At 50.7% G+C, this 15,387-nt stretch carries 12 protein-coding genes and 1 pseudogene; 10 read left to right on the top strand and 3 right to left on the bottom strand.

Going from position 1 to position 15,387, the window contains the following annotated elements; all coding sequences use genetic code 11:
* Window positions 1-6: 6 nt before the first annotated feature.
* From gabT to EZM41_RS02655, 5 genes are all read left to right on the top strand, one after another.
* Window positions 7-1,341, top strand: a complete 1,335-nt coding sequence (gabT, locus tag EZM41_RS02675; RefSeq protein ID WP_198469191.1) for a 4-aminobutyrate--2-oxoglutarate transaminase — start codon at window positions 7-9, stop codon at window positions 1,339-1,341.
* Between the two features lie 119 nt (window positions 1,342-1,460).
* Window positions 1,461-2,894, top strand: a complete 1,434-nt coding sequence (locus EZM41_RS02670; RefSeq protein ID WP_198469190.1) for an APC family permease — start codon at window positions 1,461-1,463, stop codon at window positions 2,892-2,894.
* Window positions 2,895-3,308: 414 nt separating this feature from the next.
* Window positions 3,309-4,610, top strand: coding sequence for an NCS2 family permease (locus EZM41_RS02665; protein ID WP_198469187.1), 1,302 nt, complete (start codon window positions 3,309-3,311; stop codon window positions 4,608-4,610).
* Between the two features lie 30 nt (window positions 4,611-4,640).
* Complete coding sequence (locus EZM41_RS02660; RefSeq protein ID WP_232618988.1) at window positions 4,641-5,885, top strand: aromatic amino acid transport family protein; 1,245 nt, start codon at window positions 4,641-4,643, stop codon at window positions 5,883-5,885.
* 28 nt (window positions 5,886-5,913) lie between these two features.
* A complete protein-coding gene (locus EZM41_RS02655; protein ID WP_198469184.1) occupies window positions 5,914-6,819 on the top strand; it encodes an acetamidase/formamidase family protein in 906 nt (301 codons plus the stop codon).
* A 100-nt stretch (window positions 6,820-6,919) separates the two neighbouring features.
* Here the strand turns inward: EZM41_RS02655 and EZM41_RS02650 are convergent, their stop codons facing one another.
* Both EZM41_RS02650 and EZM41_RS02645 read right to left on the bottom strand, forming a co-directional pair.
* Window positions 6,920-8,032, bottom strand: a complete 1,113-nt coding sequence (locus tag EZM41_RS02650) for a putative sulfate/molybdate transporter (RefSeq protein WP_198469182.1) — start codon at window positions 8,030-8,032, stop codon at window positions 6,920-6,922.
* Window positions 8,033-8,039: 7 nt separating this feature from the next.
* Window positions 8,040-9,293, bottom strand: a complete 1,254-nt coding sequence (locus EZM41_RS02645; protein ID WP_198469180.1) for an aminotransferase-like domain-containing protein — start codon at window positions 9,291-9,293, stop codon at window positions 8,040-8,042.
* 149 nt (window positions 9,294-9,442) lie between these two features.
* Here EZM41_RS02645 and EZM41_RS02640 point away from each other — a divergent pair, with 149 nt between their 5' ends.
* Complete coding sequence (locus EZM41_RS02640; protein WP_342449209.1) at window positions 9,443-10,288, top strand: DMT family transporter; 846 nt, start codon at window positions 9,443-9,445, stop codon at window positions 10,286-10,288.
* A gap of 67 nt (window positions 10,289-10,355) precedes the next feature.
* Here the strand turns inward: EZM41_RS02640 and EZM41_RS02635 are convergent, their stop codons facing one another.
* A complete protein-coding gene (locus EZM41_RS02635; RefSeq protein ID WP_198469173.1) occupies window positions 10,356-11,951 on the bottom strand; it encodes a diguanylate cyclase domain-containing protein in 1,596 nt (531 codons plus the stop codon).
* Between the two features lie 212 nt (window positions 11,952-12,163).
* Here EZM41_RS02635 and EZM41_RS02630 point away from each other — a divergent pair, with 212 nt between their 5' ends.
* The 4 genes and pseudogenes from EZM41_RS02630 (at window position 12,164) to EZM41_RS02615 (ending at window position 15,176) form a co-directional block, all read left to right on the top strand.
* Entirely contained in the window at window positions 12,164-12,532 is a 369-nt protein-coding gene (locus EZM41_RS02630) for an aldehyde ferredoxin oxidoreductase C-terminal domain-containing protein (protein ID WP_342449208.1), read from the top strand.
* A 37-nt stretch (window positions 12,533-12,569) separates the two neighbouring features.
* Window positions 12,570-12,671 (top strand): annotated as a pseudogene (locus tag EZM41_RS14550) (aldehyde ferredoxin oxidoreductase C-terminal domain-containing protein); the annotation flags it as partial.
* Window positions 12,672-12,760: 89 nt separating this feature from the next.
* Window positions 12,761-13,519 (top strand): DUF169 domain-containing protein, encoded by a 759-nt coding sequence (locus EZM41_RS02620; RefSeq protein WP_198469156.1) that lies wholly within the window; start codon window positions 12,761-12,763, stop codon window positions 13,517-13,519.
* 49 nt (window positions 13,520-13,568) lie between these two features.
* Entirely contained in the window at window positions 13,569-15,176 is a 1,608-nt protein-coding gene (locus EZM41_RS02615; protein WP_198469153.1) for a gamma-glutamyltransferase, read from the top strand.
* The last annotated feature ends 211 nt before the right edge of the window (window positions 15,177-15,387 follow it).

Genomic DNA, 15,387 nt, shown 5'->3' with positions numbered 1-15,387 from the left:
TGTGTGATGGCACTGAGCGGCCCCAAGGTGGTTACCGAACTTCCAGGACCCAAGTCGAGGGAGCTTCTCAAGGTAATGGAAGAAAACGTGCCTAAGGCGATCACTTCTGCTGCTCCTGTCTTCATCAAGCGCGGCGAAGGAGCGCTATTTGAGGATGTCGACGGGAATGTGTTCATCGATTTTGCCGGCGGGATATCCATACTGAATGTGGGTTATAGCCACCCAGAAGTCGTCCAAGCTGTCAAAGAGCAGGCTGACAAGTTCTTCCACTCTCAAATAAACTGCGTGCCTTATGAACCGTATATACGCCTTGCAGAAAAGCTAAACGCCGTCATTCCAGGGAATTTTAAAAAGAAAACGCTCTTCGTCAACTCCGGCGCGGAAGCGGTCGAAAACGCCGTCAAGATCGCTCGCAAATTTACCAAGAGGACGGAGATAATAACCTTTACGGGCGCTTTCCACGGACGTACTCTGCTTACCATGACACTGACCAGCAAAGTCAAACCGTATAAGTTCGGCTTCGGTCCCTTTGCCCCTGGTATTCATCGCATCCCCTTCCCCTACTGCTATCGTTGCCCTTATGGCCAAGAAAGACAAAGCTGTGACCTCTTTTGCGCCAAGTGCTTTGAGGATTTCTTCCTTGAAGAGGTAGCTGCAGAAGAGGTAGCTGCTATACTCATTGAGCCCATCCAAGGAGAGGCAGGTTTTGTAATTCCTCCTGATGAATTTTGCAAAGAGCTCAGGAATATATGCGACAAGTACGGAATATTGCTCATTGCCGATGAGATCCAGACGGGCTTTTGCAGGACAGGCAAAATGTTCGCTACCAACTACTGGGATGTATACCCCGACATCGTAACGACTGCCAAGTCAATAGCTGCCGGGATACCCCTTGCTGCCATAACTGCACGCGCCGATATAGCTGATTCTGTTCATGGCGGTGGCATAGGTGGAACGTTTGGAGGAAGCCCACTGGCTGCGGTTGCAGGCTTAAAAGTCATAGAAATCATGCAGAGGGATAATTTCGCCGATAAGGCCAACCAAATTGGCAAGGTATGTATGGAGCGCATGAACCCATGGAAAGAAAAATATCCCATAGTCGGCGACATCCGCGGCAGAGGGGCAATGGTGGCTATAGAGTTCGTAAAGGACAAAAAGACCAAAGAACCCGCCAAAGAGGAAGTGTCTAAGATTCAAAGATTCTGCTGGGAACATGGCTTGGTGGTCCTAAAAACCGGCATCAGAGATAATGTTATCCGTTTGCTAACGCCTTTGGTAATAACTGAATCGCAGCTTCAGGCTGGATTAGATATCTTAGAAAAAGCCATAGCGCAAGCATAAACAAATCCACTCTATTGCCCCCTGAGAGACGTGTTGCGTTAAGCTTTGTGCTAAATGCCTAACGCAAAGCAAACCTCTCAGGGGACAATAAATCAATGACGACAAGGGGGGCAACTTGCATGAGGGAAGAAAGAGCCGTATTGAAAAAGGCACTTTCGTCCATGGATGTATTGGCAACTGGCCTTGGCGCTTTAATAGGATGGGGCTGGATAGTAGCTTTCGGAGGCATGATTCAAAAAGCTGGCGTGCTGGGGCTTATCTTAGGCTTTGCAATAGGCGGCACGCTGATGTTAACCATAGGCTTAACTTGTGGAGAATTGTCCTCGAGTATGCCAGTAACGGCAGGAGGATTTGCCTTTACCCTAAGGGCTTTAGGGGTAAAACACGCATATTGGTGCGGATGCTTTATGGCTATTAGCTATATCGCGCTGTTGATGTTCGAGGCGGTCTCTATACCTGTAATTTTTGCGACTTTATGGCCACACGTCTTCGAAGTGATGCCGCTATACACAGTGGCAGGCTTTAAAGTTTACTTACCACAAGTGATATTGGGCGTTCTTGTATCGTTTCTATGGTATGGAATAAATTATGTAGGAGCAAAGCTTTACGGCATTGTGCAAACTGTAATGATCGTCATCTTCATAGTATTAGGATTTTGCACTGTAGGTATAAGCCTCTACAAAGGCAATCCTGCATTTTTTGTAGAAAATATGTGGGGTAACCTTAGTCCTATAAAAGGAATAGTATCGATTTTGGCCTTAGCCGGGTTTTTTTATATAGGATTCGACATGATTCCACAAGCAGCCGAAGAATATAAAGCTGAACCTAAAAAATTAGCCCGTTTAATTCAAGGGTCAATTATCGTCGGCACAATATGGTATATGTTGATCGGATGTATGATAGCTTTTCAAATACCCAAAAGCGAACTGCCAAATTTAAGCCTACCTGCTGCTTCTGCAGTAGCCAGAACATGGGGCCAGGCTGGTTTTTACATAGTTTTGTTCTTAGGTATCATAGGAATAGTAACGACATATTCAGCTTCTTTTTACTCTTCCTCGAGGGTTTTGTTTGGATTGGCAAGAGGAAAGCTTTTCCCCAAAGGCTTTGCCAAACTTCATCCAAAGTATGGGACACCGACTTTGCCAATAACAATCTCAGTCATAGCTTCCATAATAGCCGTTTTTTTAGGCAGAGCAGCCGTAATGTGGTTCCTCGATGCAACTTCTGCTTTTGTCGTGCTCTTCTATCTGTATATAGCATGTAGCTACATTATCTTGCGCAAGCAAGAACCCAAGATGAATCGTCCCTATAAGGCACCAGGAGGTATATTAACTGGCATAATAGCAGTTGGTGCGTCAATATTCTTCTTTTTAAGCCTCATTCTACCATTTTCGCCGGGAGCGTTAATATGGCCGTACGAATACGCAATTTTTATAACATTCTTAATAATAGCAATGATTATTTATCTTCTTATGGCTCCAACACTTAAAAAGACACTTGTTGAAGAATATGAGTGGCTAGTTTTAGGGATAGAAAGTGACAAAGAAAAGTAAATTAGAATTATCAGACAAAGTTATCAGTTACCTTTATAAGGTATCAATTTAATAATACTATAGTTAAAAATCTTGGTCGAAAGCGCTAAGACCCATTTAAATTTATTAAAAGAATAACATAGAATGTCTAAGAGCCTCTCAAGCTAAAGCTCAACAAACACTGAAGTGCAAGTTGAGCTTCTTAACAGCGGCTTGAGAGGTTATTTTTGTTGTCTTGAATAAACACCGCCATTTTACAGAAGATACCATTGCAATTATATATACCCACTTCTGGAAATAGAAGAACTGCCATCAATACCGCCAAGTCAAGGACCTGATATCGCGCGTTCTTAAAAACCGAGGGTTGCGCTATAAAACCTCTATGCTCATAATTTAGGTCGGCATCGCAAACAAAAAACTTGGAGGTGTTTACCCTTGGGGGAATGGCTCGACAGGCGTTTTGAAATCAGCGAACGTAAAAGCAGCTTGCGCACGGAAATCATAGCGGGCATCACCACATTCATGACGATGGCTTATATCATTTTCGTAAATCCCGCGATCTTAAGCGAAACGGGCATGGATTTCGGCGCCGTCATGACAGCCACGTGCTTGGCTTCCGCAATAGGGACATTGATCATGGGATTATATGCAAACTACCCCTTCGCTCTTGCACCAGGCATGGGCTTAAATGCTTTCTTTGCCTTTACGGTAGTAATAGGTATGAAGATAAGCTGGCAAACGGCACTGGCGGCTGTGTTTTTAGATGGGATACTTTTTATCCTGCTTACGGCTTCGCGCGTTCGCGAGGCCATTGTTAACGCCGTGCCCTACAACTTGAAACTTGCCGTAAGCGCCGGAATAGGCCTTTTTATAGCGCTCATCGGCCTCGTCGGGGCTGGGATCGTAGTTGACAACCCAGCTACCTTGGTGAGCTTGGGAGATCTCACAAAGCCGGCTCCCATCCTCTCGCTCTGCGGGCTCCTCCTCATGGCCGTGCTTCACGCATATAAGGTTAAAGGGGCACTTCTTTGGGGGATCTTGGCGGTTACTTTAGCCGCAATACCGCTCGGTGTCGCATCTCCGCCTCAAGGCATAATATCGACCCCGCCGAGTTTGTCTCCGATCTTATTCAAATTCGACCTCAAGGGCTTAATGAATGTGGCTATGATAGGGGTAGTGATAACCTTTCTCTTCGTCGATCTCTTTGACACCTTAGGAACGCTCATCGGGGTTTCTGCCCGTGCCGGCTTTTTAGACAAAGACGGAAACCTGCCACGCGCAAATAAAGCGCTCACGGCCGATGCTGTGGCAACCGCCGTAGGGGCCTGCCTTGGGACGAGCACGGTGACGACCTATGTGGAGAGTGCTTCTGGCGTTGAAGAAGGCGGGCGCACGGGGCTCGCATCCTGTGTAGTGGCGCTCCTTTTCTTGGGTGCCCTTTTCTTCTCCCCCATAGCGCGCATTGTGCCTGCAGCTGCGACCTCGCCAGCCCTCATTATGGTAGGCGTCTTCATGATGCAAGCACTAAAAGGGTTAAACTTTGACGACATCACAGAGATGGTTCCCGCAGCAATCGCCATTTTTACGATGCCCTTCACTTACTCCATCGCGGAAGGCATCGCCTGGGGCATAATCTCTTACACCCTCATCAAGCTTTTGACGGGCAGAGGAAGACAGGTCAGCCTCACAATGTCCATCTTGACCGCACTATTTTTGGCAAAAGAATTTTTACTTTAGTCATAGACACATGAGAAGGAGGGGTTAACTTTGAGTGGCAAAGAATCAAAGAGGGGGCGCGGCTTTGAAGAGGGAGCGTTAAAGATTGAACCCCTAACACTTACAGAAGGAGCCGCAATGATAGTGGGTGCCAATATTGGGGCGGGTATATTGGGGCTCGCCTATGGAGCCCGCCAAGCCGGATGGCCTATATTGGTCTTCTTTCTCATATTTGCCGGGGTTTTAACAACCATCTCTATGCTTTATGTGGCCGAAACAACCCTTCGGACTAGAAAAACGCTCCAGTTAAGTGGTTTGGCCGAAAAATATGTGGGTCAATTAGGCTCATGGTTGATGTTTGCCTCTGTGGTGATTAACTCTTTAGGGTGCTTAATCGCCTACACAAATGGAAGCGGCCGAATTCTTAGCGAATTTCTGGGAGTACCGCCAGCTATTGGCAGTCTAATCTTCTTCGTTCCGTCGCTTATCGTAATCTGGTTTGGGCTTCGAGCCACTGGCGTTTCTGAAAAAATCATCTCCACGGGCATGATAGTATTGATTTTAATACTCGTAGGAGCAACCATTCTCGGACCTGGAATAAATATAGAACACCTGAAATACTACAATTGGTATTTTGGCATACCCGTTTTCAGCTTGGCTATTTTCTGCTATATCTCGCAATATCTGGTGCCAGAATTGACGCGCGGTTTTGCTGCCGAAGGAAGTAACATCTTGTGGCTGCCCAAGGCCATTGTTACAGGCATGGCCACAACAGCGGTATTGCTGATTATAGTGCCAATGGCGGCCATAGGGCTGACAGGACCGGAGAAGGTAACCCAAGTTGTTACGATTGCCTGGGGAGAGGCTTTGGGCCAATGGGCCTTTTTTACGGCCAACGCCTTCGCCCTTTGTGCAATGATAACTTCCTTCTGGGCCGTCGGAGAGACGATGTTAACTAACGTCGTAGACAGGCTCGGCTTTCCATCAGAACGAGAGACTAAATATCGCCTCATCGCTTTAGCCTTGGTGGCTGTTCCTCCATTTGCATTAGCCTATTCAGGCTGGGTGTCTTTTGTAGACGCAATTTACTTCGCCGGAGCTTTTGCCGGGGCAATAATGTCTGTCCTTCCTGTAATGATGCTTAACAAGGCTAGAAAGGTCGGGGACCGGGAGCCAGAGTGGACGTGCGGCTGGATTTCTCATCCCTTCATGCAAGGTGCGCTGATCTTTTTCTTCTGCGGGGCTGCCACCTATGCTGTCTTAGACATCTTGAAGATACTGCCCCACGGTTGGTAAAGGTAAAATTTGATCATTCGGAAAGGGAGTGGTTAACGTTAAGCACATAGACTCTAACCATCTCATATACGCCTTTTCGCCGGACAACCGACCCGTAGCCTCGGTAGAACTCGACGAACCGTTTTGGGTTGACTGCTTGGATTGCTATGGCGGGCAGATTCGCTCTGAGCGAGACTTGCGGCCTGAGATCGACACCTCGCTCATAGACGCTTCAACAGGGCCCATAGCCGTTAACGGCGTGAAGGCAGGCGATGTTATAAAGGTGCGCATATACGAAATATCGCTTGGCGCCCAAGGGGTAATGGTTACGGCCCCAGGCTTAGGCCCCTTGGGAGATCTAATAAAAGAGGCAAACACGAAGATCATACCCGTCCGCAACGGCGAGGCGATATTCTCTGACGATATCAAGTTGCCCTTGAGGCCTATGTTGGGAGTCTTGGGCGTTGCACCTGCAAAAGGCAAAATTCACTGCGCCGTTCCCGGCGACCACGGCGGCAACATGGACACTAAAGAAGTTAGGCCCGGCAATTCTGTGTATCTACCGGTCTTCGTAGATGGCGCCAATTTGGCGTTAGGAGATATCCACGCCTGTATGGGAGACGGAGAGCTCAGCGGCACAGGTATCGAAATCGCCGGGCAAGTTTTACTGTCCGTCTCTAAAGCTCCTGGGCTCTCCATAGAACTTCCGATAGTAGAAACACCTGACTCTTTTATGATTATAGCAAGTGCTGAAACCTTTAACGCCTGTGCGCGGAGGGCTATAAAGATCACCGTGGACCTCATAGCCGCTTCGCAAAATCTATCTACCGCCGATGCCTACAGGCTTTTAAGCGCGACTTGCGATTTGCGCGTTTCGCAAATCGTAAATGAGAAAATGACTCTGCGCACCGTGGTGCCCAAAACAGTAATGGCTGCTCTGCCAAGCCGCAAATAATTTAAATAGGCAAGAGGGGGGATAAACACACCCTCCTCTTGCCTTAAAAATCGACTTGGCGAACTAATTGTTACCTGCCCAAATTTACGACCTTAAGCCCTCAAGCGCCTGAACCGCCTTTGCGGGAAAAGCAGATGTGGTGGAAGGCCATACCTGCGGCATAACCGAAGGCCATGTTGGAAAAGACGGATACGAGCACGGTCACTGCCGCCGAAAGCGAGCGCGCCTCCATAGGCAAATCCTTGGCGAAGCGTATCAATTCAAGCCCGACCAAAAGCAGCATGGCACCGGTTATCGCCTGTGGGAAGGCCCCAAATATCGTGGCTATAGAGGCGCCGAAGAAAAGCCCCAAGGAGATTTCCCACATGCCTTCAAGTATGTTTGTACCGCCGGTCCTGGCGCCGAAAAAGTATTGCCCGGCGAGCCCGCCTGCGCCGTGGCAGAGCGGCATGCCCCCGAAAAAAGGCATTATCAGGTTCATTATGCCCATGTTCAAGGCAAGTTTGGACTCTGGCACCTCTTTTTGAGGCCAGTAATGGCTGATGAGCGCGCTCGTGGCGATTACGGCGTTCGTAGCCGTAAGCGGCACCTGCGCAAACCCCGCCCGCACCAGGGACTCCCAGACCTCGCTCAAGGTGAAGCGCTCGACCGAAGGAAGGGATATGGAAATGGAGGGGAGGGCGGCGCTGCCTTCCCTCAAAAAGACCAAAATCACCCCCAGCGCCACGAGCACGATGGATGCCGGAGCGCGGCGGTTGTCTCTTAAGAAAACAATGATGACGACGGAAAGGATGGCCAAAAAGAGCTCTGTGGCCACCATCCCGAGGGCCTCTATGGCAAGCATTAACCCCAAGGATACCTGAATTCCCCTTATGACCTCGCGCGGGGTGTATCTGGCCACGAGCTTTATAGCGCCGGTCAAATACATCAGAAGCCACACTATGCCCATGGCAAACCCCGAGGCATATACGAGAGACGGACTCCACCGCTGCGCTATGGCCATGACGGCGAGCACCTTCATGGGCTCTATGGGCATGGGAAGCTTGTAGATGAGGCCTGTGGCGATGTTGGCAGCCCCCATCATGACGAGCATACCTGTGGGGTCCATGCCGCAGACGGCAATGTACCCCACCGCCAGGGGAAATAGCGTCCCCAAATCTCCCAACGAGCCTGCAAATTCCCTGAGGTTGAACTCAAACGAGCCTATCTTCATTTCTCCGTTATTTGCGAAACTGCGCCAAACCGCTCTGGCTCAATGCCGTCTCTATCTCCCTAAATTTCTGGATGGCTCGAGAAAGCCTGATGGCTCCTTCTTTCGCCTCTTCAGGGGAGACCTTCGCGTAGGAGAGGCGCACACACCCTTCAGGCCCAGCGCCGTCCGGGAAGAAGGGCTTTCCCGGGATGAAACCGACCCCTTCCTCCAATATGGCGAACTTAGCGAGCTCGTAGATGTCCTTCACGTCCGCTATTTCGCCCCAGAGGAAAAAGCCCCCTTTGGGGACGTCGAAGCGCACTCCCAAGGGAACAGCGTGCTCACGCAAGGCGGAGACCAAGGCATCCCGCCTCTTTTTATAAACCGAGCGAAGGGAGCCGAGGTGACTTTTCATGTCCGTACGACTTAAGAATTCGTAAACGGCTTTTTGGACGAGGGCAGAGAGGGAAATCTCGATGGATACGCGCAACTCGACTAGTTTCGAAGCCAAGCCCGATGGCGCTACCACCCAGCCGCAACGCAGTCCAGGTGCCAAGATCTTCGAAAAGCTGCCTAAGTATATGACCCTGTCGTCGGAGCCGGCCATGCGAATGTAGCTATCTGTGGGCTCTCCCTCGAGGCGGAGGTTGCGATACGGGTCGTCTTCGATGACGAAAAAGCCGTACGACCTCGCCAGCTCCAGCACTCGGGCTTTGCGGTCGTCAGAAGTTGTGCATCCTGTGGGATTCTGGAAATTTACAATGGTGTAAAAGCACTTCACGCGCTCTCGCTGCAATAATTCCTCCATGGCGTTTAAATCCGGCCCGTCTTTGTCCACAGGAACGGAGACGAACCGCGCGCCCTCCTTCCTGAAGGTCCCCATGGCCTCCGGATACGAGGGGCTCTCTACCATAACTGTATCGCCGGGGTTTACGAGCGCCTCGGCTATCAAATTAACCCCTTCCTGAGAGCCGTTGGTGAGGATGGTGTTTCCGGCCGAAACCCACGGCGGGAGGAGCTTGTCTTCAACCATCCACTGAACGATCCACTCCCTGAGCGCTTTTAGGCCCGCGTTGTCGGGATGATAGCTCAGCGTTGAAGGATCCTCGAACGCCCGCGCAAACGCCTCTTTTAATCCATCCAGCGGGAATAGGTCTACAGAAGGCTCGCCAGCTGTAAAGGACAAGGCCTTCCTTTCTTTAACCAGATACATCATCTCACTTATGACCGAAGGCTGAACCCTATCCACTTTCTCGCTATACCAAACGCTCCAATCAGTCATCTCGTCCCCTCCATATGTAAGGCGATGTGCGACATGTCGCAACCATTTTACCATGGAAGAACGCGCCTCGTTCCGTTAAAATGATCTTGCATCGCAATTAGAGGCTTTTGTTAAGGGGGCGGATAGGCGCATTGAAGGGGGCCAAATATGTGGCGTTGGCGTTGGGCATAGCGGCTGTATCCACGGGAGCGATCTTCGTCCGCTTGGCGGAGGCCCCCGCGATCGTGACGGCGGCTTATCGTATGGGGATAGCCTCGCTTTTGCTTGCGCCTTTCGCGCTCGCAAAAGCAAGAGGCGAGATAGCGCGCCTCGGCGCAGCAGAATGGCGAGCGGTTTTATCCGCCGGAGTTTTTTTGGCGCTGCACTTCGCCACGTGGATATCCTCCCTCGACTATACGACCGTCGCAAGCAGCGTTGTGCTGGTAAACACCAATCCCCTGTGGGTGGGGCTGCTTTCGCTCATCTTGGGAAGGGATCGCCCTTCGAGCTTCACCAAGGCGGGCATACTCCTAAGCGTCTTGGGGGGTGTGGTTATCGGGGCCGGGGACCTCGCCCTGGGGAAAGGGGCGCTTTGGGGAGATTTCCTGGCTTTGGCGGGAGGGTGGTTTTGCGCCCTCTACATATGGATGGGGCGCAGCGTGCGGCCGCACATGACACTCTTGTCTTATACGACGCTCTGTTACAGCACAGCCGCCATTATACTTTGGGCTTTGCTGCTCGCCCTCAGGCTCCCGGTGACGGGATACTCAATGGAGACATGGGCGGCATTTTTCGCCCTCGCAATAGTACCGCAGCTTTTGGGGCACAGTACCTATAACTGGGCGCTGCGATACTTTTCGGCCAACTTCGTGGCCGTTGGGCTTTTGGGAGAACCGGTGGGAAGCAGCATACTGGCCTATTTCATATTAAAAGAGGGCATAATGATGGCGAAATTCGCAGGCGGGGCGTTGATCTTGGCCGGCATATACTTAGCGTCGCGGGGAGAACATACATAATCTCCTCTCTGGCATTTGGGGCTTACAGACGCAGTCATTCGTTAACCCTGCCCAAAGGGTCGCTGCATCAAGTGCCTTCTTTAAACCCTTTCCAATACTCTTTGAAGTCATCGTCGCTTTTAGCTTCAATTGGAACGTCTTTCGAAATATCTTTAGACAGCACATTTAAAAAGACATCAACTACATTTGGGTCAAAGCTATTTCCGCTTTCTATCACTACGGCAGATATAGCCTCTTTCTTAGAAAGGCCTTTGATAAAGATATCATCGCAATATTCGTGCACCGGCGCTAAGATTCTGGCTAAAAGAGGGATCTCTTCGCCTTTTAGACCTTGCGGAAAGCCTTTGCCATCCCATCGTTCGTGGTGAAGCAATATGTCTTTGGCTATAGAGGCAAGGTCGGGCAGGTTTAAGGCTATGCGATAACCTATCTCTACGTGCTCGGTATATCTATTAAACTCTTCGTCAGTTAGCCTTCCTTTGTCTGCTTTTTCTATTATCTCTGGCATCGCGACAAGACCTATGTCATGAAATAAAGCGAGGAGATAAAGCCTTTCTAAGTCTTTCCTCTCCAGCCGCATCGCTTCCCCCACTTTTTGAGAAAGCGCAAGGAGAAGCCTCGCACCATCCAAGCTATATCCAGGGGTTAAGCGACGCCAGTTATAGAAAAAGGCTAAGACGCTTTTTTTGAGGGAAGAAGAGCTTCCGATCTTGACACGGTACATCTCTTTTTCCGCCTCCGAAAAGACGGCTTCTATGTTCTGAGAGGGGTCCTCTTTCGTGGCGACGCCGAAACTTGCACTCACCACTATGGGGCCAGAAGATAAGTTTTTAAGCGCATCCTCGACGCGGCGCACGATATCCAGGGCAGTCTCGTTGCTGGTCTTGGGCAGGAGGACGGCAAACTCATCCCCTCCCAAACGGGCTGCGATGTCTTCCTGCCGCACGCACCCCTTCAAAGCTTGAGCGAAGCTTGTAAGGAGCCTATCGCCTTCGATATGCCCAAACGTGTCGTTTATGAGCTTGAGTCCGTTCAGGTCGGCAAATATAATGCTTAAAGGGAGCTGCCTTTCCACATCGAGGCGGTGCAGCTCCTCCATGAAGAAGGCGCGATTGTAAAGGTCCGTGAGGTGGTCGTGGAAGCTGGCGTAGCGTAAGTTCTCCAGGGCTTTCTTGCGTTCCTCCCTGAGGCGCAGCACCTCGATGCCGAAGGAGAGATCGTCGGCCAACTCCTCCATGAGGGCGATCTCTTCACTGACAAATTCTTCCCTCCCCGCATCGCCACAGGCGGCAAGGATATACTCACATTTTCCCCTCACTTTTATCGGCACAGCCAGGAGGCGGCATCTGTCTTTGGGATCGAAATACAGGCTGCAGCGACCACACTCCTCCTCTGCCCCTTTTACTTCGACGCTTTTGCCGGTTTCGAGGACTTCACGAAGGGCCCTACAAGGACAATGCGCCTCAAATCGAAACTGGAGGCAGGATTCAGATGATAGAAAAAGAATCTGACGATATCCGCCCACTTCGACCATAACGCGCTTCACGGAGTCTAAGAGCTCTTCCTCGGACTCTGCGTGCATAACCCCCTGGATGCAATCCTTGTGCATTCTAAGGGCCCTGTTGATCCGTTCGAGATCCCTCAATCTCGCCTCATGCTCCATCAGGGATTCCTCCCGAGACACAAAGTCAAATCCTCTGTTTCTTCTATCAAAAGATGGGTCCCCTTCTCGCTAAAGCTATTCCGAACAAGGCGCTCTCGAAGCGCGCACCGAGTAAAAAACCATCTTGTTTGAATTATCTCAAAACCCGCAATTGCTTTCAAGTATCTTCGCTTATGATAAAATAAAACTGCGTATGTCAGGAAAAGCGGTATTTGTGGAAAGCGAGGGGAAAGGCTTTGACTTCACGTGCGACGAAGGCCCCAAGTTTACGCAATGGCCACCTTTCACAATGTTTTGGGCCTCAAAAAAGCTCGACCCGGCCTCCATCGAGAAGAAACCCCCGATGGACCAAGACGTTCCAGGATCTGGCAGTCGCCATCGATTCATCGGGGCTTTGCCCCTTCGTCATCTTCGGCCCCGGAGCACCCGAAGTGGCATCGCGACTCTCTGCAACTACAGGGATCGACTTCACTCCTGAAAAGATCGTGGAGTGCGGCGAGAGAGTATGGAATTTAGAGTGGCTCTTCAACTTCAAGGCCGGTTTTCGACAGAAGACATCGCGCTCTCTCCAGGGCCGTTAAAAGAACCCATCCCGGCAGGGCCTATGAGGGAAAGCATTGTAGGCTGGGCGAGATGCTCCCAAAATATCACGAGCTTCGGAGATGGAACAAAAATGGTATGCCTACGGAAGAAAAACTCAAAGAGCTGAAATTAGCTTAAAATAATAGCATAGGTTTCGAGGCGGGTTCTGTGTCACGATGAGCGCAAGCCCACCTCGTGCTTCCTCACTAACAGAAGGAGGGGATTTTATGGAACCGAAAGAAGCTTCCCAAAAGCTCGACCAACTGCTGCGGTTAGATACATTTCCAGTAGGGGTAAAATTTTACGCCAAAGAAGAAGACCTGCCCAGGGCGCCGCTACCTTTCAAACTCAACATATGCCAATTGGTCTGCATGGCACGTTATCAAAAGATGGGCAACAGTGGCGTCCCAGAAAAGATGGTATGCGCTTTCGGCGCGGCATGTTTAGGTTTAATCAAAACCCCGGAAGCCATCCTTTCTGGGAAAGCTGCCGTGGGGCCTTATTGCAAAAACGAGGAAGTGGCTAAAAAATTCATGGCCAACGTATACAGGCTCGGGGATACAGGCAAAAAATATGCCGGCATATTTATATCCCCATTAGAAAAGTTTACCGATGAACCCGACGTAGTCGTGCTATACGGAAACCCAGCCCAGATGATGCGCTTGATTCACGCAAACGCTTATGACACCGGGGAAAAGACCACGGCTGACACCGTGGCTGAGGGAGCCATGTGCTCTGCCATAGGGTTTGCTATGGGAACAGGCAAACCCACCGTCGGCTTTCCCTGCGCCGGCGACAGGATATTTGGCGGCACACAGCACTATGAACTCGTATATGCCGCGCCTTGGGCCCTTTTCCGCGACAGGCTTGTAAACAACCTCGAATTCACGGCAAAGGGAGGTTTTTCAGTATATCCGGTGCCGCCTTATATGGCCTTTACGCCCGAAATGCCGCCTGCCTACTCCATAAAGCAAGAAGATTTATAACCTACGGTCTATAAGCGATATACGAAAATGCAAAGCGAGGTGGGTTTCTGTGACGTTTGATCCTTTAACTTACCGTTACCCGTCGCGGAGGAACGTGGTTTTTTCGCGCCTCGGCATGGTATCTACAGGGCAGGTCCTTGCCGCCCAAGCGGGCCTTGAAATCCTCAAAAAAGGCGGAAACGCTGTAGATGCAGCCGTGGCAACGGCTGCATGCCTTACGGTTACAGAACCCACCTCCTGCGGCATCGGCGGAGACGCTTTTTGCATCATTTGTACGGACGGGAAACTTTACGGCCTAAACGCAAGCGGATGTGCTCCCAAAGCCCTTTCGATCGAACGCTTAAAGAAAGAAGGTTACGACGAAATCCCAAAAAGCGGCTGGGTTCCCGTGACCGTCCCGGGGGTGCCGGCAGCCTGGGCAGAGCTCATTAAAAAGTTTGGCAAACTTCCGCTAAAAGATGTGCTAAGGCCGGCTGCAGAGTACGCGCGGAATGGCTATCCGGTCTCCCCTACCGTATCGTCGGCCTGGAAAGAAAGCTGCTCGCGCTTCGAAAAAGAGCTTTCCGGTGAGATAAAAGAGGCATGGTTTGAGACCTTTGCACCCCGCGGGCGCGCGCCCCAAGCGGGAGAAACGCTGAATTTACCGGACCACGCAGAAACGCTTGAACTTATTGGCGAAAGCGAAAGTGAAGTCTTTTACAGGGGCGAGATCGCCCGAAAAATAGCGGACTTTGCCAGAAAAACGGGCGGCTTCATCGATGAGGAAGACTTAGCATCTTTTGCCCCCGAATGGGTCGAACCCGTTAAAATAGATTACCGCGGCTACGACGTATGGGAGCTTCCTCCAAATGGCCAGAGTATAGTGGCCCTCATAGCTTTAAACATTTTGAAAGGATTTTCCTTCACGGAAAAAGAAAACCCAGTTACGTATCACTTGCAGATAGAGGCGATAAAGGCCGCTTTCGCAGACGGGCTTGCATACATAGCAGACCCTTCCTGCGAGAGCGTTCCAACGGAAGAGCTATTATCTCAAGAAAGGACCGCCAAAAGGAGGGCTCTCATAGGCCAAGAGGCAAAGGTTTGGCACCCTGGCCCTATCGGCGGAAGCGATACCGTATATTTAGCCACGGCAGACGGCAATGGGAACATGGTCTCCTACATACAGAGCAACTACATGGGCTTCGGCTCAGGCATCGTCGTGCCGAAAACGGGCGTGGCGCTCCAAAATAGAGGTGCCTGCTTTTCACTCTCTCCCGATCATCCAAACGCCTTAAGGCCCGGCAAGCGCCCGTATCATACGATAATTCCTGGTTTTATCTCTAAAGACGGCAAACCCATAGGGCCTTTCGGCATAATGGGAGCCTTTATGCAACCTCAGGCTCACGTTCAAGTCCTCATGAATATGCTCGACTTCGGCCTAAACCCCCAAGAGGCGCTCGATGCCCCGCGCTGGATGTGGGTAAAATGTAAAGAGGTGCTCTTGGAATACGGCTTCCCGGAGCACATAGCTGCTGCGCTCGCCAGGCGCGGTCACGACGTGGCTATATCTTCGAAACACGCGCCCTTCGGCAGGGGGCAGATAATCTGGAGGATGGAAAACGGAAATCTTTGCGGCGGAACGGAGCCGAGGACCGACGGCACGATCGCCGCATGGTAGGCAGTAAAACTCTTACGATCATGCATAACATAGATTTAACTAACAAAGCACATCTTAGTTTTTAGCTTGATGCGCATACCGTTGGCAAAGCTCTATACTGCTGCAGCTTTAGTTCCTCTTACGCCTTGAGGGTGTCTGTGTTCTCAGGGTTCAGCATGCATAGCTAATTAAGAAGAATCTTGTTGGTATCCTTACCACCGGAATATTTCCA

The sequence above is a fragment of the Acetomicrobium sp. S15 = DSM 107314 genome (genome assembly GCF_016125955.1).
GTDB lineage: Bacteria > Synergistota > Synergistia > Synergistales > Thermosynergistaceae > Thermosynergistes > Thermosynergistes pyruvativorans.
Note: the sequence above shows the minus strand (reverse complement) of the source record. Positions and strands in the feature narration are given on the sequence as shown.